This is a genomic window from Pseudoclavibacter sp. CFCC 11306 (assembly GCF_008831235.1).
Classification (GTDB): Bacteria; Actinomycetota; Actinomycetes; order Actinomycetales; family Microbacteriaceae; genus Pseudoclavibacter_A.
In genome coordinates this window covers 82880-106986 of sequence record NZ_WBKF01000001.1, presented here as the reverse complement: position 1 = coordinate 106986, position 24107 = coordinate 82880, and the positions used below count along the sequence as shown (strand labels likewise).

Below are 24107 nucleotides of genomic sequence, written 5' to 3'. Positions count from 1 at the left end.
GGTTGCGTCCTTCGACATCTGCAACCCCACGCGGTTCGGCGGTTCCGGTATGTGCATCTCGTCTGCCGTGAGGGGCAACCCCGTCCGCGCTTAGGTTCGCTGTCAGACCGAGTGGTTCGATGGCGAGGCTTTCATCTTGCCGGCTTGGCTCAACTGCCAGGTTGCCTTACAGATCCGTTGACCACGCAGTATCGGTGGGTGCGCCGACCAGGAGAAAGCTCGGCCTACCCAGCATCGTGTACATAAGACTCTCGGGCACATATCCTGGTGAGCGTAACCAGCCTCGCACCCGTTGCTCGTCGCTGGTTCGTGCGGCGATGCCGACAAGTCGAGCTTCCGCATCCTGATACAGGTGCGTTCGTCGCATGCCATGGTCACCTGTCATGAACTGCTCGATCGGGCTGGTGCCATTGACTCTTGTGAAAGCCCATTCCATGAGTTTGCGGTTCCCATGGACAAGATCGATAACTACGTTTAGAGCTTGAACTTGATGCCAAACATCCATAACCGAAGTGTTCGCGGGCGTTGCGGAGTCATTGACAGCGAGAGCCACATATCTCAGGAACCGGGCCACAATCTGCGTGTTGTGAAATACGTTTACTGGAACCAGGGTGCTAAGTACCGAAACAGCGCCAGCTCTGATCAAGAGATCTCCGATGTTTACCACTCCTCCTCCTCGTGGAGAGGTGTGGCACGCGCTGAGAATCACCAATGGTGGGACTGCGCCGAAGTCATCTCCGAGGCTGCGTTCATCCTCCCCGATAATGATGCCGGCGACATTTTGCTCAGATGCGTGAAACCCGTGTGCGCTAAGGATCAGCACGTCCGGTGCTGAGGCGGTGATCGCTTCACGGAGCGAAACTCTGGTAAGCGTCTCACTGATCGTGAAGTCAATGCCTGCGGCCTCCATCTCGTCGGCGATACGTGCCCATCCCACCCGAGATGCTGCCCCAACGGGGTCCGAACTCGGGATGCACTCCGCAACGAGGACTTTGAACCCCGCGTTCAAAAGGTGTGGTGCCTGTGGGATGAGTTCAAACTGCAATGCACGCGTGAGAGGGTTGATGGGACGATAGCTGATTGGGAGACGATTGCAGATAGGTGAGGAGTCGCCGGGCAGGGTCAGCAGCCCCAAGGGGAAGTTGGTGAATACTTCGATGGACGATGCGCAACGTATGGCTGCGACCATTTCGTCGGTCCAAAAGGACTCAGTGGCATTGTTGAGACGCTGAAAAAGTCGTCGAACTGCCCCTGGACGCGGCACCTCTGACCAATGTCGTTCTAGCGCTGCGACAGCATGAAATGCTTCTGGAGTCAGCACATCTTCAAGGACGATGCCCATAGAGTTGTCCGCCGACGCGGCATGACTAACCATCAGTGCCCTAACTTCTGGGTAGTCATCCCTGAAGACGCCGTCGGTGATTCCGTCCGCGCCCGAAGAGAACCTGACGTATCGAGGTGCTGTGCCGGATAGACTCATCGTCAACCGCATGCGCATGTTTGACTTCTTCTCCAAAGCTAAGGGGTAATGCGCTTCGGCTGAATCAATGTCGACACCCTCGTGCTCGAGTTCTGCAAGGGCTTCGAGATGTATTCGAAGCCCCCGGACATGCGCTGCCGAACGAAACGGAGATCCCTGTTCTTTGGGGAACTCGAGCGGAACCGCCATCATTCGTGCCAGTCTTTGAAGTGAAAGAAATGAGCCGTCCTGTCGTATCGGCCATGACCACCTCGGAGTTGCAGGTTCGAGGACAACACTTCGCGGCCAGTCATCGAGCCATCGCGAAGCCAGTAGCCGCCAGTGTTCGTCTAGGGAAGATTGACCTAGCGTCTCGAAGGCGGCCGGCGGGAGCAGCGACCCGACCTGCCTCGAAGCCGTCTGCGCTGCCTTGATCCGGTCGGAAGGCGCAAGGATGAGAGCTGGTTCATACGGAGCAGTCAACACCGCCATGAGTTTTGCTTCATCCAGCATTACATCTGGGATAAGTGCGATTGAGTGACCACGAGGAAAACCGACTACCTGATCTCTGATCGCCGGTATTTGCAGGTCAAGCGTTTCGAACCGGTTCTTTGGAAGGTGCATCGCATAGTGGATACCGATAAGGGCTGGCAGGAGTGCTTCGTCAAAGGTTCCGGACTGTGGCTCATCTGGAATGAATGCTGGTTGGAAAGCCGCTCCATCTGGTCCAAGCGGCGCCGCAACAATGTATAGGGGCGTTGGAACGCCCACCTTGCGGTCGTTACTCGTCACGCTGAACCTCGCTACTGGATTATAGATAGACGGAGAAACCAGAATCGCGTCAATGAGTAGACGCAACAACCAGGCACCCTGCAAACCTAACCCTCGTACACCGGCGTAGTGCGGATTTGAAGAACCGCGCGGCGTCCGCCCACCTATACATCGTGACGGTTTCGATGCGGGTGATGAGTTCCGGTGACGGCTACAAGTACCTCCTGCGCTCGGTCGTGGCAGGAGACGGCGAGCGCTCACTCTCGACACCGCTGACCCGGTACTACGCGGAAGTCGGGAACCCTCCCGGCCGCTGGATCGGCACCGGCATTGCGCAGCTCGGCGGCGGGAGAATCCTCTCTGGCAATGAGGTCTCGGAGAAGCAACTGCAGCTCCTTCTCGGCATGGGCCGCGACCCCGTCACCGGTGACCCTCTGGGTCGCGCCTACCCCGAATACTCGACCCCTGCCGAGCGCATCCGCGAACGAGTCGAAGGTCTCGACCCTGAACTCGGCCCAGCCTCGCACGCTGAGGCGGTCGCGCGGGTCGAAGCCGAGGAACGGCAACGCGGCACCCGCAAGGCGGTCGCCGGCTACGACTACACGTTCTCCCTTCCGAAATCGGCGTCGGTGCTGTGGGCAGTAGCTGATGCGGGCACGCAAGCCCTGATTGCCGAAGCGCACCACGCCGCGATCGCCGAGGTGATCGAGTTCATGGAACGAGAAGTGGCGGCGACCCGTGTCGGTGCCACGGGCGCGGATGGGGGCGCGGTCGCGCAGGTCGATACCTTCGGTCTTGCCGCGACCGCCTAGGACCACTACGACTCCCGTGCCGGCGACCCGCACCTCCACACGCATGTCGTCGTGTCGAATAAAGTGCGCACCGTCATCGATGGGAGGTGGCGGTCGCTGGATGGGCGGCCGATGCACGCTGCGACCGTGGCGCTCTCCGAGCTGCACGAGGCGATCATCGCGGACCACCTCACCCGGCTCCTCGGCGTCGAATGGGAAGCACGCGACCGTGGCCGAGACCGCAAACCGGCCTGGGCGGTCACGACCGTGCCCGAGGAACTCGTGCTCGAGTTCTCCACCCGATCGCACCAGATCGACGAAGCGAAAGATCGCCTCATCGCCGAGTGGGTGCAGAACCACGGACGGCGGCCCTCGGCCGCGACAGTCATCAAGCTCCGTGCGCAAGCGACGCTGAGCACCAGGCCCGAGAAGAAGATCCGCTCCCTCGCCGACCTCACCACCGACTGGCGGTGCCGCGCCACCAGCATCCTCGGCCGCGAGAGCAGCGATTGGGTGCGCGAAGCGATCCCGGCTGGTGAGGTGCGGGTGCTCCGCGCAGACGATATGCCGCTTGAGCAGATCGAGGAGATCGGGCAGCAGGTCGTGGAAGCCGTGGGCGCGAAACGGTCGACCTGGCACCGGTGGAACCTCACCGCCGAGGCCGCACGGCAGACGATGGGCTACCGCTTCGCCACGACCCAAGATCGGGAAGCGGTGACCGGGTTGATCGTCGATGCCGCCGAGCGTGCCTCGCTCCGGCTCACCCCGCCTGAGCTCGTATCGACCCCGGCACGGTTCCAGCGCATCGACGGCACGAGCGCATTCCGGCCCCGCCACTCGGTACTGTTCTCCTCCGAGGTACTGCTGAACGCTGAGGCTCGGTTGCTTGAGCGATCCCGCACGACCACAGCACCGACGGTGCCGCTCGCGGTAATCGAGCGGATCGCTGCACGGCCTGACCGGGAAGGCCGGGTGCTCGGCCCGGACCAGGCCGAGGCGCTCACCCGGATCGGAGTTTCCGGCCGCGCCCTCGATCTCCTCGTCGGCCCGGCGGGCACCGGGAAGACCACCGCGATGCGCGCCCTCCGCCTCGCCTGGGAAGCCGAGCACGGCAAAGGCTCGGTCGTGGGGCTCGCCCCTTCCGCGGTCGCAGCGGAAGTCCTGGCTGAAGACCTCGGCATCGCGACCGAGAACACCGCCCGCTGGTGGACAAAGTACCTCTACGGCACGGCATCCTTCGAGAAGGGGCAGCTCGTCATCATCGACGAAGCGAGCCTCGCCGGCACCTTTTCCCTCGACCGCGTCACTGCCGTCGCGGTTGAGGCTGGCGCGAAGATCCTGCTCGTGGGCGACTACTCTCAGCCTCAATCTCCGGAAGCCGCCGGTGCCTTCGGGCTCCTCGCGAACGACCGCGAAGACACTCCTCAGCTCTCTACGATCCACCGATTCTCGAACCCGTGGGAGAAAGCCGCATCGCTCCGACTGCGCCTCGGCAAAGCCGACGTGATCCCCACCTACGAGGCTGAGGATCGCATCATCTCCGGCGATACCGACGACATGACCGCGGCAGCCTACGAAGCCTGGCGGCAAGACCAGCGCGCGGGCATCCCCTCGATCCTCGTCAGCGACTCAGCCGAATCCGTCGCCGCGCTGAACCTTCGCGCCCGCACCGAGTTGATCCTCGCCGGCATTGTCGCCCCGATCCGTGGCGAGGTCACCCTGAACGGTGGTGCGCAGGCTGCGGCAGGCGACACGGTGATTACGAGGAAGAACAACCGGCGGCTGCGCACGAAGACTTCGTGGGTGCAGAACGGCAACCGGTGGATCATCGCGAACGTCCACCGCGACGGTTCCGTGACTGTGCGTCCGGCGGAACGCAGCAGGGGCGGTTCGGTGGTGCTGCCCGCCGACTACGTCGCCGAGCACCTCGACCTCGGCTAGCCGAGGTACCCCAAACGCACTCACCCCTGATCGTGCGCGTGTGCGTGTGCGCGATCTGAGTTTACTCCGCGCCGCTCGACACCACGGCACCCCGGCCAGCGCTGCTGTTGTCGATATGCTTGAGTTATGCGTGAGGGGTCAGGGTTTACAAGCCAGCAGTGGCTCAACGGGTTACTTCCCGAGGTCGACTCCGCGCGGAGCGTGCTCGCATCGGCTGATCGACTGTTGCGGCAAGACGGAGCCCTCGAACGCGACCTCGATGCTGTCCTTGCGACTTACTCGATAGGCATCGAACGACTGATGAAGCTCGCGCTTGGCACCGCAGCCGTCTCGAGAGGTGAAGGTTGGCCGAAGAAGATGGGCTTCACCCGCGACGGCTGGGGCCATGCCTTAGACGAGATGGATGAGCGGCTACGCTCCGAACTTCGCGAGGCAATCGAGTCTGGCGACTGGGATCGGAAACGCTTGCTGCGCAGTTGGATTTGCACCCTCGACAACGACCCTGTCTGGGCAGCGGTGGTTCGCACGCTGAGGAACTATGCAGACACGGGCCGATACCACCACCTTGACCAGGTTTCCGGCAAAGAGGTCAGCTCGCGGTCATCTAGAACGATGTGGGACGAGGCAGAGCGGGCGGCAATCGCTAGCTCACCTCTTCTCTCTGCCCATCACCAGCGAACGATAGAAGGCGCGGACTTCGCGCCATTCGAACGAGAGCTGCGTGCTGAAGTTGCTGACTCGATCAAACGCTGGGTTTCTATCGTTTGCTTGTTCGGCTTCCACGGCGTACTCGGTGAAGACTGGCGTGTCATCGGGGCCTCCGCGCTCCCCGATGACGCGTTGCCGGTCCGGGTGCTGCCGAGCTGTGAGGCTCAAGCGTGACGGCCCGCACGAGAGACTTCAGGTGACGACTGTGCTGCCAGGTGGGTTCGAGGACGATGAGCCCGATATCGTCGAAGGGCAGTTGTTCCGGGTCCTGTCCAATTTTGATGGTTCAGTCTTACTTGAGTTGCGGAACGGCAACACGGCCCGTGCCAATGGTCCGGGCCTAGCTGATCTAGAGCCCGGAGACGTCTTCCTACTTGCCGACGGTCGAGTCGAGCGGCTTGCTGCCGAATCATGGCCAGCTGGCGATCGCACCGGAACCGTTGTATGGGCTGGGAGCACCGACATCGTCGTGAAGTCAGCTGGCTCCACATATAGCTTCCGACAGCGAGCCGACGATCCCTTCGAGAAGGGGCAAACGGTCCGACTCGGACCAGACGGCCAGCCAGTCGCCGTAATTGCAGACGAGCCCATCGACGACCTCAGCCTTCTCCGCGACGACGATTTCGACCCGGAGTCTCTTGTTGTCCGCAAGGAAGATAACACCACGTCCGTCGAGGATTTCGGCGGCAGCATATTGCTTGTCCGCCGTGCCCTCGATCTCGCGACCGTGGCTCTTTCACCCGACGACCCGTTGCGGACAATGGGAGTCAATCCCATCAAGGGGATGCTCTTCAGCGGCCCCTCTGGCACGGGAAAAACGTTTCTTGCCCGGGGTCTTGCCGCTAAGCTCGACGCTTCCTTCTACAACGTTGGCGGGCCCGCGATTGTAGACAAGTTTGTTGGCCAAACTGAGCGCCGACTCCGCGAGATCTTCGAGCATGCGCAAGATAACGGCCCCGCGATTCTCTTCTTTGATGAGATCGATAGCTTGTATACGCAACGGGGCGAACACAACCACGAGGCAACCAACCGGCTCGTTGGACAGTTCCTGTCTCTTCTTGACGGCTTCGTAGCGTACGACCGAGTGCTCATTATTGCGACGACGAACCTTCCCGGTGCACTCGATGACGCGCTCTTGCGACCTGGACGGCTGGGGCACAAGCTCGTCTTCTCCTTGCCTTCTAAGGAAGACCGGGTTCAGATTCTCTCGGCGTCGAGTCGCAAGGTGGTTTTCCGAGAGAGGCCAGACCTATCAGCGCTGGCTCAACTCACGCAAGGCTGGACAGCGGCCGAGCTCGCTGCGATCTGGACAGAGGCCGGTCTCGCTGCGACTCTCGACCATAGGAAATCCATCGCTTGGGAAGACATCCTCATCGGCGTTGAAACGGTTGACCGCGACCGCAAGACTCACCTAAAGGCAGAATGATGGCTATCTGGAACCGCAAGCGCAATGAACCCCGCGACCGCCACCGTGAGTTCATTTATCTGGACGAAGTGAGTGTCGTCAGCCTTCTCGCTGGCCTTCAAGGTGAGATTAAGGAGGCCGTCACTGACACACTCGCACGAACGGAAGACCACAATTTGGGGGGCACCCTAGGTGCGGCGAAGGCCGGTGCCAGCGTGGAATCACGCCTTGGCACATCGCGGACCTCCACCAACGAGGTTGTCCGGCGTGCTGTCATCCAAAGCACGTTCCGGGACCTCTGGCGACGCGACGTCGGAGTTCTCCTTCACGACATCTCAGGGATCAGGCGTAGGTCTCGCAAAACGATCCACTCACATCGCGATCTTGAAAAATCCCTCCCACGATTGAAGAAAGCAAAAATAGCCGTCCCCCTGAGTGACGTCCACCGTGGCGACATCGTGGAGATGGACGTCAAGGTTGAAGCCGATCAGTTCTTCAAGATCATCACGATGGGTACTACGCTTCTCGATCTGATGAACGGTCGAGAGGACCTTTTTGGCATCTCGGATGCGGACGTTCGTAAGGTCGCACCGATGATCGAGGTGCTCGGGGAACTCCTCGTTGGGCTCGTTCCCATGCGGGGACTAGCTACAAGTCACAGCGTCGTCGAGGTGGCCGGTCAGCAGGTCGCAATCGCAACGGAGCTTCTCGGAGATGAAGTGCGGGAGAGCGCGAGACCGCTCGAACTGGTCGGCTTCGCAGAATCCGATTCCTTCTGGCGAGACCTCCGCCGCACGCTATTCTCGGGATCCACCTTCACCGTCTACGCCCGGGCGGAAGGACCTATACTCACGTCGCCTTGGTCCCCAATCAAGATCGCGGACCTCCTCGAATCCCTGTCACCTGATCTCCGTGACGAGGTAGTGCTGCCACTGCAACAGCTTGACCTTGGCAACACCAAGTTGGCCGAGACCCCCGACGCAAACGTCACCGCTCAGTTTCAACTTGAGAACTTCGCTGCTGCGCTCCAAACAGCCTCGGGCGCAACCCCAGATGCCACTTTGGCCAACGAGGCCGTTGCAACTGCCATCCCGGCACTGGCTTCCGCGACAACTATTGAGGAGCGGCGTCGTGCCTTTGAGCCCGTCGCTCAGGCCGTAGCGGGCGAGGACGCTGACCGTGACCTGCTGCTGACAACCAGATCTGAATGGATCGATCGACTCCCCGAATCCGTGCAGAACCCTTCGACGGCTCCTCTTCAACAGCCGAGCCCCAAGGTATTACCAGTTCAGCTCGAAGTTGGGTTCGTCGCGATGTATTGGTGAGCTGCCAACCAAGCAGAAACACCACCTGTTTTCTTCCGCCCGCGCCGCTATCCCTTTCGATTGCAATCCACGAAGCGAAATGATTACAGAGTCCGAGCCGTAGTAGTTCACGAGTTTTTCCGAATTATTGCTACAAGCCGCGTGCTGGCCCGTCCCTTCGCGGATCGCCGTGGTGAGGGCCGTAGTCGAAGGGGTCGCGGAGCTGCCGTGTCCGTTCGGCCGCACGCCGCTGGGCCTCCTCGGCGGCGATCCGTTGTGCGTCCAAGCGTGCGGCTGCCTGTTCGACGGGCAACGCACGCAGGGTCTCGACTTCCTGGCGTACTGCCACGGCTCGTGCGGTGGCTTCGCGGGCTTGCCGGTGGGGGTTGATCGTGACCATTCCGGCGTGGGCGCGGTGCGCTTGAGTGGGACCGTATTCGTGGACCAGGAGCGCGATCCGTTCGCGTTCGTGCCGTTCCCGCACGCGGTCGCTCTTTGCGGTCGCGGCTGTGACAGCCTTCAAGGAATCGAGCACCCGCGGATCGCGTTCGGCGTGGCTAGCGGCTTGCTGCGCCGACCATACGGGCAGCGCCTGGGCCGCGTGGGGCGGTTCGTCTCCCCAGGAGGTGCGCACCTTCGCCCGAACGGTACGCAAGCGCTCGGCGGCTGTCTGCTGCTCGGCGCGGGCTCTGCGCCTGCCCAACCGTCTGCTGGCAGCGAGTTGCGCTGTCGCGGTGGCCTCGGCCGCCACAGCGGCGCGATAAGCCGCCCCATCCGCCTCAGCCTGCGCAGTGAGCGGCACGGCGACCTCGGCGCGGGTCTGCTCGGCGGTTGCCTCAGCGGCACGAAGTAGTGCGGTGGCTTCGGCGTTCTCCGCGCGGTGGGTGGCGCGTTGGGTGTCGAATCGTGTGGCGGTCTGCGTCCACCTTGCCGCCTGCCGCTCGGCCTGTTCCGCCTCGGCGATCAGGCGTGCGATCGCCTCGTTCACTTGCCGTACCGGACCGTCAGCGATGAGGCCGCGTACTGCCTCTGCTGCTTGGGCGGTGGCGTAGTCAAGGCCACGGTCAGCGGGATCGCGTTGCATCGCGTCAATGAACTGCGCCCTGGCGTCGGCCATGTTCTCGGCGACGATGTGGAGCCGGTTGTGCTCTCGACCTCGGGTCATGCCGACGTAGACGCCTGCCGCGCTCTTCGCCTCCGACAGCACGGTGTGCGAGGCGTTGACGGTTGCGCCTTGGACGCCGTAGGCAGTCGCGGCGTAGGACAGGTGCGTGTGCTCGTTCACATACTCGGCAGGGAGGGTGACGGTGTGGGGGTTCGTGCGACCGCTGCCGACCTCGCGGGCATAGACGGTGCCGTCGTTCTTGACGTGTTGGACGATCCACTGCTGCCGGTTTGCTACTCCCACATCGCTGTCGTTGCGGCGGGTCTGGATGAGGTCACCGGCTCCGATGCTTAAGCCATCGCTGCCGGTCGCGGTCATGGTGTCATCAACTTCACCGCGTTGGACCCGTCCGGTACGGATGCGCTCGTTCATCTCAGCGGCTTCGTCGTTGGTGGCAACGGTGATCGCTTCATCGTCCTGGGCGTGGGTGGTGATGTGTTCGCGTGCGGTGTCCTCGTCAGCGTGGACGGTGACGAGCCCCATCGCGGCGAGCCGGTCGAACACGTTGCCGGGGTTTTCCCGGTCGCGCATCGTCAACGTGAGCGCCGCGTATTCAGCGTCAGCGAACCTGTGGAGTTCGGTCATGTCGTAGGTGCGGCCCCTGATTTGTGCGGCCATGTCGAGCACCCCGCCCCTGCCGACGGCGGGGAGTTGGGCGCGGTCTCCGACGAGCGCGACCGTCGCTCCTACTTCGGTGGTGATGGTGAGGAGGGCGTGGGCGGTGTCCTGGTCGAGCATGCCCGCCTCGTCCACGATCACCCGCTCACCCCGATCCAGCACCGCACCCTCTGGTGGGCCGGTGTAAGTGCGCCCTGTTTCAGGGTCAGCGTCTCCAACGGCGAGGCGTGCCCATACACCGTCGCTGTTCCATCGCCACCCGTGCGCGTGCACGAGCGCCGCAACACTCGTGGCGGGTACGCCGAGTTCTTCGTGCGCGACCTGTGCCGCGCGCAGCGTCGGTGCAACCACCCGCGACTGTCTGCCGTGCTCGGCGGCGACGTCGATGGCGGTGCGGAGCATCGTCGTCTTCCCGCTCCCCGCAGCGCCCTCCACGATCACCAACGGATCAGACGAGGCAACCGCCACAGCCGCGACCGACTGCCCGCCGTCCAGTCCCGTCGCGTGCGCGGCCTCGGTCACGTCCGGATGCTCCGGTGCTTGCTCCGACACAGCGGCGGCGAGCCGGTCGCGGAGCGCGGTTTCGGCGGCGACCACGGTGAGGCTGGTCAGGTGCGCGACATGCTCCGGTGTCGCCGCATCCGGCGGGAGCACGGAGAAGCAATCCGACACGGCAAGATCGGTTGCAACCGTGATGAACTCGCGCAGCTCGGTCGGTATGGCGTGCACGCCTGCCTCGGTGGTGATGCGGGTGACGTGCTCCTGCACCGTATGCCTCGTCCACGTCGAGGATGCAGCGGCGCACCGATCCAGTGCCGCGATGCAACCTCCTGTACCGCCAGATCATCCAGCAGCACCGAGCGCTGCACCGCATGCTGATTGAGTTTCGCAGGGTCGTATCCGGCGTCGCGGAGTTCCTGCACCCACCACTGCTCATTCTTCAAGTCGGCGGGCTTCTTCCCTGGCCGTTGGTGCGTCCAGGCGATACCTTGCAGCCTCGCGGTCATGACGGGGCCGAGCGCTTCGCCTGGATGGTCGGCTTCCCAATCGACTTCGAGACGGTCAAGGTTGCGTCTGATCTGCGCCGACCGCTTCGACGTCACCCCGTTGAACGGCTGCAACTCGACCACCTCACCGGACACCGGGTCGAGGGTCAGGCCGTGCTCTGCGAGGGTCTGCGCGAGGTGCGGATGCGCAGCAATGACCGCGGTACCGAGGGCACGAATCGCGCTCTGCTGCTTGAACAACGCCGCCGTGTCGAGTGCCCGCCACCTCCCAGCCACCCACACCCGAGTGCCGATCTGCATATGGATGTGCCGGTGCGGGTCACCCGCCCGCGAGGTCTTATGGCGGATGCCGACGACCTGCATCCGCTCGATAGGCAACACTTCCCGCGCATCACGCGGTCCGACTCGCGTCACCGAGTGCTGGCCGAGCCACCACTGAATCTCTGCGAGGGCGTCCTGCTGCGCCTGATCGAGGGCGGCGGAGACTTCGGGTTGGAGGGCCGCGGCAACCGACAACGACTTGGGTGCGTTGATCGTCATCTCCGCGAACAACGGCGACCCCTTTGACCTTTCACCAGGCTTGCGTGGGGTGCCCCTCGACTCGCCCGTGATCGGCTCGGTCCAATCCACCCACCCCTCATACTCCACGGCTGTCAGGGAGCGAGTGGCGGTGACCTCGCCACGAGCATCGAGCACGGTGTATTCGGCGACGGCGTTGTCTGCGCCGAGGTAGTACTCGTCGGCGCGGGAGCGGTCCGCCTCGACGTACCGGCGCGCGGCGGCACCGGTACCGCGGAACATGATCACTCCGCCCTTCATCCTGGCCTCCCTCATGAGTCGTCTCATGAGGGAGGTGCGCACGCCCCACCAACGGTGGCATACGTGCATCGCTGTGTTACGGGGCATACAGGATCGGGGCAGTGCGTCAGCGGGGCACTTCGGGGAGAGACGGGTGTCAGGCAGCGTAAGGGCCGAAGAAGCGTGTGCTGGAAGCAGGTCGAAGCGCTTGCCTCGGAAGTGCTGGCTGGCAGGAGTTCAGAGCGAAGAGGCAGAATAGGAGGCGAGGAGGTCTGCCGGATGAGCATGCATGTGCCGGAGTCAATGATGCCGTGGATGACTCGTTCGAGCGCGCCGTCCTTCACCGCCGAAGACGTGGAAGCGCTGTCCGTCGGAGACACCGCCTCGTTGGTCGGCGTGAGCGTGAGGACGCTGCACCACTGGGATGACATTGGCTTGGTTGTCCCGCGCCATCGGTCGCGCTCTGGTTACCGTGCGTACGACGGCGATGACATCGGCCGGATTCACCGTGTGCTCATCTACCGAGAACTCGGATTCAGTCTCGCAAGCATTCAGGAAATCCTCGATGACCCCACCGTTGACGAGGAGCAGCAACTCCGTGAGCAGAGACGGATCATTGGCAACCGTATCGGTCGGCTCTCCGAGATGGCGGCAGGTATTGACCGGCTCCTAGCTGCGCGGGAAACAGGGACGCGTCTATCGATGCAGGAGCAGGCGGAGATCTTCGGACAGGACTGGCGGCCGGAATGGGCAGAGGAGGCCTACGAACGCTGGGGAGACTCGCGCGAATGGACACAGTTCGAGCAGAACGTCGCGCAACTTTCGGCAGACGAACGCGCCAGGATTTATGACCAGGGTGAAGCCGTCCAGCGTGAGCTGGTCGAAGCTAAGCGGGCCGACGTCGCGCCGGGAACTATCGAAGCCAATCGACTTGCTGAAGCTCACCGAAATACGATCAATCAGTTGTTCGCCTGCTCGCACTCGATGCACGCTGTCTTGGGACGCATGTATGTCGAGGACGAACGATTCACCGCGAATCTCGACCGTTGGGAGCCGGGTATGAGCGTGTGGCTGCGAGATGTGATCTTCGCCAACGCAGAGGCTCACGGTGTGGACCCGGTACAAGCCGAATGGGAATGACACCAGAGAAAATGGTGCGGCACGTCATGCACGTGATGGGTGCCGAGCGTGTCTGGAACATCTTCGTCTGCTGACCGCGTTCGTGGCATCGGCGAAAGTACGGCGGCACCCCGGATGATCGCACACCTTTACTCTTGACCACCCATCCAACGCGAGCAGCAGCATGAACGCATGCCGCAATGTGATCGGATCGTTTACGTCACCGCGTCGGATTCGGCTACATACCTCCGCGACGCCTTGCTCTTCGTGAGTGATTTCGGACCATAGCAATTGAGACGCATACGCCTGCCCCGACTGCTCGGCCGCATTGAGATAGGGCGCGAGTGCCTCAGGTCGATGCTCCATCGCCTGCCCGACCAGCCCAGCCAACCGTGCCACGAGCGCCACAGGCACGCGCAGCTCGCGGGCCGCTTGTCTGGTCGATGGAGGGTGCTCGGGCGTCTGATCCATGTCAGTGACGCTAGGGGCTTCCCTCGCGTGAGGGTCTAGCAGTTGACTCTCACGTCGCGTCATGCCGAACCGTGGAGCGCATGCACGTAACAACATCGCTTCACGACCGCATCAACGGCCCCGACGAAGAGCGCGCGGTCATCGATGACCCACATCATCCCATTGCTCGCCGGATCGGCGATGTCTTGCGCAACCGTTCGCCAAGGCCAAAGACCATCCTTATCGATGACCTTGAGAACATCGAGCAAGCGGTACGAAACAGCGTCCGGCTGGACAGTCTGTACGTGACCGAAGGGCTTCAGCTCGCCTCAATCAGCGGCGCAATATCCGAATACGGAAGGCTTCCAACTCACAAGCTTTCCCGCAACGTTGTTGATGGCCTGTTCGGTGGTGAGAAGCGAGCGCGAATTTTCGCGTTAGCGAAGGCTCCTCATCCCGCACGACTTAGCGACCTTTCGGGAGTAGAGGACGACATCGTCGTGCTCGATGGTGTCCGCTTGGTCGGAAATATTGGCGCGATCACGAGGACATCGGTGGGCTTCGGAGCCGCTGGGCTGGTTCTCCTGAATAGCGGATTGCGAAATGTGTTTGATCGACGGTTGATCCGAGCAAGCAGAGGCCTTGTCTTCGCTCTCCCGATCGTTCTCGCGACTCTTGACGAACTTACTGAATACTTACGCAGTGAGCGGATCAGTGTGGGAACACTTACGGCGCATGCAACGGAGGAGCTGGAATCCGCGTCCGGTGTCGCGGAGCGGATGGCGATAGTTCTGGGCAGCGAACGGCACGGCGTTTCCGAAGAAATCGACACGATAGCAAACCACAGATACGCAATCCCCATGTCGCCTGAGATTGAGTCACTGAACGTCTCCGTCTCGGCAGGCATCGCCCTTTACGAACGTAACCGTTCAATCCGGCGTCGCACATAACCGGCTCAGTAGCATTCTGCGACTGCTCAGCTCAGTGATGTCAGCACAAGACTCGTCAGCGTCGAATTCTTCTGTTACGTCGTCTCTAGGTTCTGCTGCGCGACGGTTGACGCAGGCTCAGGCTACGTGCCGTATGTGGCACTGCTGTTGACGGGCAGCGGGTGTAAGGGCATACCGCTGCGCGTCTCGGCTTGGGTGCTTGTGGCGCACCTCCTTCTCGGGAGGTGCCACCGTGACCGAACACACCCCACCCACTACAGGCGACGATGCCGTAGCCCCGGAAGGCTCGCCGCGTCACGGGTTCGAGACGCCAGAGGGCTTGCGTGCCCTGCTGATCCGGTTGCACGAGGCCGGGCCTGGGGCCTGGCGCAGTGACCGTGAAGCGGCTGAACTGATGCGGTACACGGCAGAGAGGTACCGGCGGCTGGCACGAAAGTACGGGCTGGATGAGTGGGAGGTGGCTTCGGCTGCGTTCGAGGTCATGCTCGCGCCCTCGACGCGGAACGCAGGTAACCCGTGGGCGGTGGTTACTCGTGCTGTGCAGATCACCTGTGGCGTTGAGGTACGGGCGGCGGGAATGCGCGTCTCGCCGAGCAAGGTACGCCACACGGCAAGGATCGTCGGGTTCCACGACGCCATCCGGTTCGCGGAGCGAGAGAGCTTGGCCGACTACCCCCCAGCGTTCGCCGTGAACTCCGCGAGCGACGATGAGGGGGACTTCGACGGCAGCGACCGTGCTCGGGTCGCTGCCGTTCTATCGGAGATAGTCGGGCTGTTCGCCTCGGTAGGCTGGGACGCCGTGCTCGTGACCGACTGCATCGAGCACGTCGCTTACCGGCTCGGTGACTTGACCTCCCGTCCGAACGCGGTGGAGGTGCTGCGCCGCGACCGCGCTATCTCGGCACTGCTGGGGATACCGCCGAGGTCGTGGGCTGCGTTGCTGCGGATCGTGCTGGGGCATCCTGCTCCGAAGCACGCTGGTACTGCGACCGGCGACGGGGTGCTGCTGCGTCTGCTCAATGGCGAACCCCTCGATTCCCTGCGTTGCGACACTGGCCTGCTGGCTGCGATCTGGGCCGCCAACCCGGACAAACAGACCGAGCCCTGAACCACGGTGAGCGTGCGGGAGGGGCGTCGCACCTATCAGCATGAGCACCCCCGCCGCCTCCGTCTCCGCCGTCATTGCCGACCGTTCTGCGCCGCCGTCACAGCCTGCCGATTCCACGTTGGGAGCACGCCTGGCCGCCGCCTCACGGCAGACGCAGGGCTTGCCCTCGACGGTGGACGATCCGGCGGTGCTGGCCGAACTGCGCGGGCTCTGCACGGCACCTCGCCCCACCAAGCGCACCCTCGCCAAGATGCGGAAAGGCCCCGCACCCTGAACCGTCGGTGCCGGTCAGGACGCGGGGCCGATAGCACCCTGGGCGGTGCTGGTCAGGCGCGCCAGATGAACTCGATCCGCCGGGCGAGAACACTGGCGCGGTGCGCGTCACGGCGGGCCTGGAACGCCTCGGTAGTCTCGTTTCGGCGCTTGGGCACGGCGGTCATCATGTCGGCGGGGTGGGCGTGGACGAGCACGGCTTGCAGGATCAGGCTGGTGGCCTGGTACTGCCACATCGGGGTACGGCCATCCCACTCGGCGGCGACGGTAGTCATGTCGATGCTCGGCCCCGCGTGCTGCTCGGGTAGAGCGGCGGCGTACTCGCGGCGGGTGGCCTCGATGCGCTCAGCGATCCGTGCCCGTTGCCGCACCCACATCGCCTTGTCGATCAGCCCATCGTAATGGTCATCATCAAGTTGAGCCAGGCGCTCTCGGTCAACATCGAGTGTGGCCGCCAGTCCGACACGCGCCGTCAAGTCACCGCCGGTTGCTCGGCGTTTGGTGGGGTTCAGAGTGATCTGCTCGAACGTCGCCAACACCGCTTCCTCTACGAGCTTCGAGACTTCGGCGGAGCGAATCGAGCGATGACAGCCGCCGCGCGTGGCCTGCACGCACTGATACACCGGACCTCGGTGGAGCATCGCCGTTCCGCAAGCAGAGCAGCGGATCAGCCCCGAGAACGGATACATCCGCTTCGCCGCCCCGGTGCCGGGCTGGTGGAAGTTCCGGGCCTTCTTCCGCGCATCGAGCACGTCGGAGACCTGTTGCCAGGTATCCTCATCCACGATCGCAGGCCACGCCGCCTCCACCTGCATCAACGAGGTCTTGGAGCGCGTGCCGTCGGGCAGGATCGGCCGGTACTCACGCACTCCCTTCGTGGAAGAGTTGCGCAGCATCAGTTTCAGTGTCCTGTCCGACCACGCGCATCCGTGGGTGGTGAGCACGCCGCGTTCGTTCCAGTCCTTGCGAATCTGGTACAGCGACTCACCGGCCAGCACCCGCTGCATGGCCTCGGCAACCATCGGCCCGGTCACCGGGTCGATGACGAGGACGCCGGACTCGGCGCGGTACCCGAACGGCACCCGGCCCCATGCCACGCGCCCTCAATGGCCTGCTGCTTCGCCGCCCGCGCCACCCGACGTGCAGTGTCAGCGGATGACTTGTTCGCCATCGCCACCAGCACCCGCGCCATGGCCACATCGGAATCCGTGTCCAGGCGCAGAGACCCAGTCACCGAGCGAACCCCAAACCCACCGAGCACCTTGGCGTCGATGAGGTCTTCCAGGTCGCGCGGGTCGCGCACCGCCCGATCTAAGTCATACGCGACCATCACCTGCGCCTGGCCATCTGCGAGGTGCTTGAGCATCGCACGGAACTGCGGACGGATCACCCGCCGCACCCGCTCACCCGAGGGCAGAGCGATCGTGCGCTGCTTGAACGCCGACGTGTCGTTCTCCCGGAACACCGCCACGACTTCCCAGCCGTGCGCGGCGGCGTAGGCGCGGCAGTCGGCCTCCTGCCGGTCAACTCCACGCTCGCTGCCCTCGGGGTCATCACTGATCCTGACGTACACCACCGACCGCAATGAAGACGCTGCTTGTTCCTGCTCGTTCTGGCCCATCTCCGGCCCCACCCTTCTACTCGTGTGAGAGGTAGGTGCGTTTACAGAACCTCGGCTATGCGATCACGGCGCATCGGGCGCAGGGGTCGACGGTGGATACGGCGCACGCGATCGTGCATTCCCCGGAGATGACCCGCGAATCCCTCTACGTGTCCATGACCAGGGAGCGGGAAGCGAACCACGTCTACGTCGCCACCGACGAGCACCACCTCGAACCCCACCAGCACCGCACCGACCTGGAAATGACCGCCCGCAGCATCCTCTACGGCATCCTCCAGCACGCAGGAGCTGAGCTGTCGGCTCACGACACGATCGCTGCTGAGCAGGACGCGTGGGGGTCGCTGGCGCAGCTCGCGGCGGAGTACGAGACGATCGCGCAAGAAGCCCAGCAGGAACGCTGGATCACCCTCCTCGAACACGGCGGCCTCACCCCGCCCCAGATCGATGAGCTCGTCGACTCGGACTCCTTCGGCCCCCTCACGGTGGTGCTGCGCAGGCTCGAAGCCGACGGTCACGACATCGACGATCTCCTCCCACGCGTCACCCAAGCGGGAAACCTCGACCACGCAGCCGACCTCGGATCCCTCCTCAGATACCGGATCCAACGCGTCACCGCCACCTACCAACCCCAACACCGCCGAGCACCCGGACGAATCGCAGGCCTCGTCCCGCGCGCCACCGGCACCATGACCCCCGACATGACCCAAGCCCTCGCGGAGCGGGAGCAGCTCATGGAACAGCGCCTCACGGCGCTCGTCGCAGCGGTGCGAACCAGCCCGGAGCCGTGGATGCGATCCCTCAACGCGGATGGAGAGCCGGTGGCGGAGGAGGCGTTGGTGGCGGTGCTGGCGTACCGGGATCGGTGGGGCATCACCGCGAGCAGCCCCCTCGGCATAGTCCCGGACGATGACGCGCAACGCATCGACTACGAACGCACCCACACCATCCTCGGGTCCAGCACACGCGACGAAGACGACGCGGCCACGCGGCGAGGCCCTGGACGCGCCGGGCCATCACGCGGCTAACGTCGCAGCGCGATCGCTGCATGCCTGCGTGAGTAGGAAGAAGCAGGCCTAGCGATCGATGGAGGACGGGCGTAGTCTCGGTGCTGGCAGGAATATTTAAGGGCCGAGCCCGCACCCAGCTTCTTGGGTGCGAGTGGAGCAGACCGCCTCGATCAGGGGCACACATTGCAGACGACCTGCCACCCCATCCGTTTGGTACGTCTGTGTGAAAGTGAGACCCCGATCATGCTCCTCACCCGTCTCTAGAACGCAAGCATCCACACCCGCATCTTCCTACGCCGCTGGATGCCCACCAACCGCCTCCTCGACTGGCTCCGCCGCAGAGAGAACCTCCGCTGGGGCATCCCGTTCATGCTCCTCGGAGCCGCTTACATCTTCACCGCAGCCATCTGCACCACCCTCATCAACCAGGGATGGAGCGAATGGCTCTACCTCGCCTTCGCCCTCTGCTTCTACAATGGGCTGAAGCTCCTACTCTTCGGACCCTGGAGCCTCATCCTCCTGGCCCGCGCCTGGACCCGTGAGGCGCGAGCCCGCAGGCAGAACCGGCTGCGCCAGCCCCAGGCCGTACCGCAACACTGAGCCGAATGCATCCAGTGAGACGGCGGCGCTACTCGTCTGTCGCCGAGTCCCGGTAAGAGTCGAGGAGCCGCTCCCAATCGGCGGCTGGGACGAGGTGCGGGATCGTGGGGTCCAGGAGTCCGGTGTCGACGACGTACTCATGTTCGCGGCGGGTGGCATCGAAAAGCGCGAGCACCGCCTCGCGAGGGGCGTCGATCTCGTAGATCTGATGCGGCAGGCTCGAAAGCGATCCCAGCCGGGTCGCGAACCAGTGCGCTCGCTCGAAACTCGTCGTCCACGACAAGCCTGTCTGATGCCCGTCCGCTGCAGCGCGATACAGCCGCAAGCTCTCCGGGAGCCGCGATCGGTCACGCAGGTCCGTCTCGTGGAGGTAGTGGTCGTCGTCGACTCCCGCGAGCTCGAAGAAATACGTCCATACCTCGTGGTCTGCAGCCCGACCCGGCCACTCGCTTGTCGTCCATGAGTCCTCCAAGCCTTTTCGCAACTCCCGATCGTTCAAGAGCCCGGAGGTTACGGCGGCGAGGAGCACGCCGGGTTTGTCGGTGCGGCCGATCCTGGCCGAGAGATCGCTCCACGCCGCCCGTGGGGACTGCGAGCTGCCGAGTCTGCCCATCAGGTGCCCCCTTTCTAGGAGCTGCGGGAGATGATCCTCGAACAATTCTTGCGGACGCGGCCCGAAATCTCGCCCGTCACCCAACGATCGGTCCACGCCTACGCCTCAGATTGGGTTGGCCACCAAACGGCGAGATCCGTGCACGAGTTCCAGGTCCACCGCTTGGGCGGGCCGGGACACGTCCGTCAAGTTGTTGCTCCATGACAGTGAGGTATGCTGGGAGACACCCAGGGTGTCGGCGCTGAACCAGTGCAATCACGTCTCTACAAGACCCGCTGATCCCCATGACGACCAGTACTCTTGGTAGAAGACGGATCAGCTACCTGACCCGTGTTCTTGGAGGAAATGTAACCCAGTTCGGATCGTGAACAACACGCCACGGCCCCACTCGGGCACACGATGGCGGAGAGTGAGACCGGACAAGTGGAACGAACGAACCACCTCAGCGTCGAGGAGCTGCGTGACATCGTCCAAGATGCGCACCTCAACTTCCTTCTCGGCGCTGGCGCATCAGCAGACCTGTTCAAGCCCCTGGGTGACGTCGAAGACTGGCTCACATACCTTGCGCAGAATGAGGACGTACCAACGGCCACGCTGAATCGGGTGCGTGCGTCGGTGTATGCCTACTTCTTCGAGGGCGTCATCGACCCCAACGCCGACGTGATCAATGAATCACTTGAAGCGAGCCCGATTCTCGATACATACCGTGGGTTCCTGCGCACCCTGAACACCCTTCTCGTTCGACGAAGAAGCTCAATTCTCGACAAGCAGGTCAACCTCTTCACCACGAACGTTGATCTCGCAACTGAGGTCGCCGCTGAAGAACTTCAACTCGAACTGAACGACGGATTCTCAGGGCGATACCTGCCAATGTTCAGTGCCAGCAACTTCGGAACCGTGAAGTCCCGCCGCAGCCTCCAGTACGACAACCTTGCAGAAGTACCGACATTCAACCTGTTCAAACTGCACGGATCCACGAGCTGGGCCACACGAAAGATCGATCTCGGCGAAGAGACAAAAGAAGTCATAACCTTCAACCCGAGCACGGAAGTATTCGACTCTATCCGTGGAACACTCCATTCGGCGAATGGTGCGCTCTACGACGTGGATAAAGGGACCAAGATCGACGAGCTCGTACAGGTCGCGGACAAACCGACGCCGTTGGAAGAATCTCTGCTGGATGCGTTCATGGCCGAGTACGAGCAGCTCGCAATCGTGAATCCCACCAAGGATAAATTCGGCCTGACGGTGCTGAACCAGAACTACTACGATCTCCTCCGCATCTTCTCGAACACCCTCGAGAAGGAAAACAGCATCCTGTTCATCATCGGATTCTCTTGCCGGGACGAGCACATCCGTGAGCTCATCATCCGCGCAGCACGCACCAATCCGACACTGCAGGTCATCGTTTTCGCTTACCATCCCGATGAAGCGCAAGCCCTCAAAGATCGCCTCAACGCAGACCTTGCAGCCAACGGCAACATCCTCGTGGTCAGCACGCCCAAGACAGCCGAAGAGACGGACCAAGAAACTTACACTTTGAGCAGCATTACGAAGGCGTTCTTCGAACCGCTCCTGCCCAAGGCCCCGCGCAAGCCCGACAGTGTGGTCGACGTCCGACTCAAGCTAGCGGAACCGCTGGAGATCGATGATGTTGAGTAGCGACGCCGAGCTTCAAGAGCTGTCTGTTTTCAAGATCGGAAGCGTCGTTGAGATCAACGGCCGCACCGTGCGTATCCGTGTTGACAAGGCCAAGAACGGCTCCCACTTGCTCTACCAGGGCAAGACGCTACGGAACGTGTCCGTGGGCGGCTACATTAAGATCGCTAAGGGCTTCTACGACATCATCGCCAAGGTCGACGGCGAGGCCGTCACCGAAGACAACGACTCCAGCTCCTTCTACAGCAGCAAGCGATCGCACGTCGACCGGATCCTGACCGTTAGTCTGCTCGGATACTTTGACCGAGGGGGCAAGTTCCGTCGAGGTGTCCGTGAACTCCCGCTGGTAAACAATGACTGTTTCCTCCTCACTCAGGCCGAGTTCGATGAGATCCACAGCTTCGTCGGCCCAGAAGACATCGCGCTTACGATCGGGAGCCTGGCGATGGAGAAGGGGCAACAGGTCAACATCGGCGTCGACGCCGTCTTTGCAAGCCACATCGGGATCTTCGGTAACACGGGGAGCGGCAAGTCGTACACGCTCGCGGCGGTCTATCACCGGCTCTTCGAACAGTACAAGCACTCTGATCAGTTCAAGAAGAACGCGGAGTTCGTGCTGATCGACTTCAACGGAGAGTACGTCAACACCTCGGAAGAAACCGAAGACCACCGCTCCACTTCCGTCATCACTGACAACGAGCTCAGACGTGAGTACGTTCTCTCAACCAGAGACGGGAACGGCCACCGCCTCCCCATATCGAAGGAGACTGCCGAAGACCCAGTCTTTTGGACGGTCCTCCTCGACGCCTCGGAGAAGACGCAGGCCCCCTTCATCCAACGAACGCTCGATAGCCCCTATTGGGATGAGAAGCTCGACGACGATGAAGCCCTCAGGCACGAAATCGGCTACATCGTCTACAACGCCGTGAAGAACGGTGACTCCGCCCAAGACCGTGCGTCGATCAACCACTTCCTCAAAGAAGTGGCCCTCGCGCTCGGCGCAAACGCTCCACAGGAGCTGACCGAATACACCGACCGGCTGCACGCAAAGCTCGGCTACCACAACGTCGGAAAGACCTTCTACTACCGCGATGACTCTCGCGGCGATATCTATGCGAACGTTCCCACCAATGACCAGTACTTCAAGGAGGTGACGCTCGACGCGATAAAGGCTCTGGATCTTTCGTTCGGTCTTGTTGAGCATATGAACCGGATCAGGTTCAAACTCATCATCCAGTACTACAGCGACGTGTTCCGAGGCTTCGCTAATCGGGAGCACCTCGGCCCCGTCATCAAGCGCCTCGAGACGCGCATGCCCTCGATACAGAAGCTCCTCGAGGTCTCAGACGGGGAGTTACTTACACGGCCGCTCACAGTGATCTCGCTCCGGGACGTGAACCTCGACATGAAGAAGGTCATCCCGTTGCTGCTGTGCCGCCAGCTCTACGACCGCAAGAAGAAGGCCGAGAACGGAACCTTCCTCAACATCATCATTGACGAGGCACACAACATCCTGTCGACGGTCTCTGCCCGAGAGAGCGAAAGCTGGAAAGACTACAGGCTTGAGACATTCGAGGAGATCGTTAAAGAGGGGCGAAAATTCGGCGTCTTCCTGACGATCGCGACCCAACGACCCCACGACATCTCAGACACTATCGTCTCGCAACTCCACAACTACTTCCTCCACCGGCTCGTCAACAACCTCGACATCCACGCGATTGAAAAGGCAGTCTCGTACCTCGACAAGATCTCCTTCGAATCCCTTCCGATTCTCCCGACCGGCACTTGCATTCTCTCGGGGGTCTCCGCACAGGTGCCGGTCGTGGTCTCCGTCTCGGCGCTCGAGCCCCCGTTCGAGCCAAACAGCAAGACTATGACGCTCAACGACAAGTGGCAGGCGCGGCCAAGCGAAAGCAAGGAAAGCTCATGAGCGTGAAGCGTTCCCACATGCTCTCACGTGCATATCTCAAGCAGTGGGGCGATAAGGGTGGCAACGTCGAGGTTATTGACATCCTGAAAAGGATCGGGGTCACTACCGACGTCGTCAATGCCACAGTCGTGAGCTACGGCTACGAGCCAGAAGTACTCAAGCGCGACCTGGAAGGCGAGTTCTCGAAGATCGAGGCGCTGGGAATTCCCGCACTATCCAAACTACGTTACGGACACAAACTCTCGGACCAGGAGAAGTCCGATACCGTAGCGTTCCTCGACATGCACCTGCACCGAGGACGCTACGCGGACCAATCAGAAATTGACACACCCGCTGTCCTTCTAAAGACCGACGGAACGACCGAAGAGGCAAAACTCAAACTCGCTGACCGCCTGATGCTCTCGCAACACATGAAGGACCTCCTCCGGCTCGCATCACTTGGTATCGAAAGCTGGCCATGGGCTGTTCACAACACCAAGAACCTCGCGACCGGCGATGGTGCGGTCTTGCTCTGGGGAGAGGCGCAAGACGATGCGCCATCAACAGTGAGCTTTCCCTTGTCACCAGAGCACCTTCTCATGATCGGTCGCCCCCTTGACGCTCGCCACTTCGATTCTCTCAATGCGCGACTCGCACAAAAGAGTCGGCGATGGATAGTTGGGCAAGTAGGAACCCTCAACCTGGACTGGGCCCGGACCGTCATCTGACCGAGGCGGTCATATCCGGAGTTGCTCTCGTCAGATCTATCCGCGGGCCCATCCAGACTTAACGGATGCAGTCACAACTCCACAGCGAAGACCCCGCAGCACG

19 protein-coding genes and 1 pseudogene are annotated in these 24107 nt (G+C 62.4%); 13 read left to right on the top strand and 7 right to left on the bottom strand.

What is annotated here, in order from left to right:
• Positions 1–166: 166 nt before the first annotated feature.
• Positions 167–2251 carry a CHAT domain-containing protein gene (locus tag F8O09_RS00435; RefSeq protein ID WP_158053570.1) on the bottom strand — a complete coding sequence of 695 codons (2085 nt, stop codon included), beginning with the start codon at positions 2249–2251 and terminating at the stop codon, positions 167–169.
• 173 nt (positions 2252–2424) lie between these two features.
• Here F8O09_RS00435 and mobF (F8O09_RS00430) point away from each other — a divergent pair.
• The 4 genes and pseudogenes from mobF (F8O09_RS00430) to F8O09_RS00415 all read left to right on the top strand — a co-directional run.
• Positions 2425–4959, top strand: a pseudogene (gene mobF, locus F8O09_RS00430) (MobF family relaxase); the annotation flags it as partial.
• Between the two features lie 129 nt (positions 4960–5088).
• Positions 5089–5844 carry a hypothetical protein gene (locus F8O09_RS00425; RefSeq protein WP_158053569.1) on the top strand — a complete coding sequence of 252 codons (756 nt, stop codon included), beginning with the start codon at positions 5089–5091 and terminating at the stop codon, positions 5842–5844.
• Between the two features lie 22 nt (positions 5845–5866).
• Positions 5867–7096, top strand: coding sequence for an ATP-binding protein (locus F8O09_RS00420; protein WP_192497500.1), 1230 nt, complete (start codon positions 5867–5869; stop codon positions 7094–7096).
• The gene (locus F8O09_RS00415) at positions 7096–8400 is read left to right on the top strand and encodes a hypothetical protein (protein ID WP_158053567.1); all 1305 of its coding nucleotides are present in this window, start codon (positions 7096–7098) and stop codon (positions 8398–8400) included. The genes F8O09_RS00420 and F8O09_RS00415 overlap by 1 nt, the downstream gene beginning before the upstream one ends.
• Positions 8401–8530: 130 nt before the next feature.
• Here the strand turns inward: F8O09_RS00415 and F8O09_RS10465 are convergent, their stop codons facing one another.
• Together F8O09_RS10465 and mobF (F8O09_RS10460) are read right to left on the bottom strand one after the other, a co-directional pair.
• Positions 8531–10597, bottom strand: a complete 2067-nt coding sequence (locus F8O09_RS10465; protein WP_263971101.1) for an ATP-dependent DNA helicase — start codon at positions 10595–10597, stop codon at positions 8531–8533.
• A gap of 173 nt (positions 10598–10770) precedes the next feature.
• Positions 10771–11988 carry a MobF family relaxase gene (gene mobF, locus F8O09_RS10460; RefSeq protein ID WP_225732782.1) on the bottom strand — a complete coding sequence of 406 codons (1218 nt, stop codon included), beginning with the start codon at positions 11986–11988 and terminating at the stop codon, positions 10771–10773.
• Between the two features lie 258 nt (positions 11989–12246).
• Between mobF (F8O09_RS10460) and F8O09_RS00405 the strand changes: the two genes are divergently transcribed.
• A complete protein-coding gene (locus tag F8O09_RS00405) occupies positions 12247–13107 on the top strand; it encodes a MerR family transcriptional regulator (protein ID WP_225732781.1) in 861 nt (286 codons plus the stop codon).
• Positions 13108–13131: 24 nt separating this feature from the next.
• On the opposite strand, the gene F8O09_RS00400 is transcribed toward F8O09_RS00405, so the two are convergent.
• Positions 13132–13557, bottom strand: coding sequence for a CGNR zinc finger domain-containing protein (locus tag F8O09_RS00400; protein WP_158053566.1), 426 nt, complete (start codon positions 13555–13557; stop codon positions 13132–13134).
• A gap of 80 nt (positions 13558–13637) precedes the next feature.
• Here F8O09_RS00400 and F8O09_RS00395 point away from each other — a divergent pair, with 80 nt between their 5' ends.
• The 3 genes from F8O09_RS00395 (at position 13638) to F8O09_RS00385 (ending at position 15868) form a co-directional block, all read left to right on the top strand.
• Complete coding sequence (locus F8O09_RS00395; RefSeq protein WP_158053565.1) at positions 13638–14486, top strand: TrmH family RNA methyltransferase; 849 nt, start codon at positions 13638–13640, stop codon at positions 14484–14486.
• Between the two features lie 232 nt (positions 14487–14718).
• On the top strand, positions 14719–15594 hold the full coding sequence (locus tag F8O09_RS00390) for an exopolyphosphatase (protein WP_158053564.1): 876 nt from the start codon (positions 14719–14721) through the stop codon (positions 15592–15594).
• A gap of 40 nt (positions 15595–15634) precedes the next feature.
• Positions 15635–15868 (top strand): hypothetical protein, encoded by a 234-nt coding sequence (locus F8O09_RS00385; protein ID WP_158053563.1) that lies wholly within the window; start codon positions 15635–15637, stop codon positions 15866–15868.
• A gap of 52 nt (positions 15869–15920) precedes the next feature.
• Here F8O09_RS00385 and F8O09_RS00380 read toward each other — a convergent pair whose 3' ends face one another.
• Positions 15921–16964: a recombinase family protein gene (locus tag F8O09_RS00380; protein ID WP_225732780.1), complete on the bottom strand. Its 1044-nt coding sequence runs from the start codon at positions 16962–16964 to the stop codon at positions 15921–15923.
• The gene (locus F8O09_RS10455) at positions 16898–17488 is read right to left on the bottom strand and encodes a recombinase family protein (protein WP_225732779.1); all 591 of its coding nucleotides are present in this window, start codon (positions 17486–17488) and stop codon (positions 16898–16900) included. The genes F8O09_RS00380 and F8O09_RS10455 overlap by 67 nt, the downstream gene beginning before the upstream one ends.
• A 35-nt stretch (positions 17489–17523) precedes the next feature.
• Between F8O09_RS10455 and F8O09_RS00375 the strand changes: the two genes are divergently transcribed.
• Positions 17524–18513, top strand: coding sequence for a C-terminal helicase domain-containing protein (locus F8O09_RS00375; protein ID WP_192497499.1), 990 nt, complete (start codon positions 17524–17526; stop codon positions 18511–18513).
• A 285-nt stretch (positions 18514–18798) separates the two neighbouring features.
• Positions 18799–19095 (top strand): sulfate permease, encoded by a 297-nt coding sequence (locus tag F8O09_RS00370; protein ID WP_158053562.1) that lies wholly within the window; start codon positions 18799–18801, stop codon positions 19093–19095.
• A gap of 28 nt (positions 19096–19123) precedes the next feature.
• On the opposite strand, the gene F8O09_RS00365 is transcribed toward F8O09_RS00370, so the two are convergent.
• A complete protein-coding gene (locus F8O09_RS00365) occupies positions 19124–19708 on the bottom strand; it encodes a hypothetical protein (protein WP_158053561.1) in 585 nt (194 codons plus the stop codon).
• Positions 19709–20131: 423 nt separating this feature from the next.
• Between F8O09_RS00365 and F8O09_RS00360 the strand changes: the two genes are divergently transcribed.
• The 3 genes from F8O09_RS00360 to F8O09_RS00350 are packed head-to-tail and all read left to right on the top strand — an operon-like array spanning position 20132 to position 24004.
• Positions 20132–21370, top strand: coding sequence for an SIR2 family protein (locus F8O09_RS00360; RefSeq protein ID WP_192497498.1), 1239 nt, complete (start codon positions 20132–20134; stop codon positions 21368–21370).
• The gene (locus F8O09_RS00355) at positions 21357–23297 is read left to right on the top strand and encodes an ATP-binding protein (RefSeq protein WP_158053559.1); all 1941 of its coding nucleotides are present in this window, start codon (positions 21357–21359) and stop codon (positions 23295–23297) included. The genes F8O09_RS00360 and F8O09_RS00355 overlap by 14 nt, the downstream gene beginning before the upstream one ends.
• A complete protein-coding gene (locus F8O09_RS00350; protein WP_158053558.1) occupies positions 23294–24004 on the top strand; it encodes a DUF4238 domain-containing protein in 711 nt (236 codons plus the stop codon). The genes F8O09_RS00355 and F8O09_RS00350 overlap by 4 nt, the downstream gene beginning before the upstream one ends.
• Positions 24005–24107: the final 103 nt, after the last annotated feature.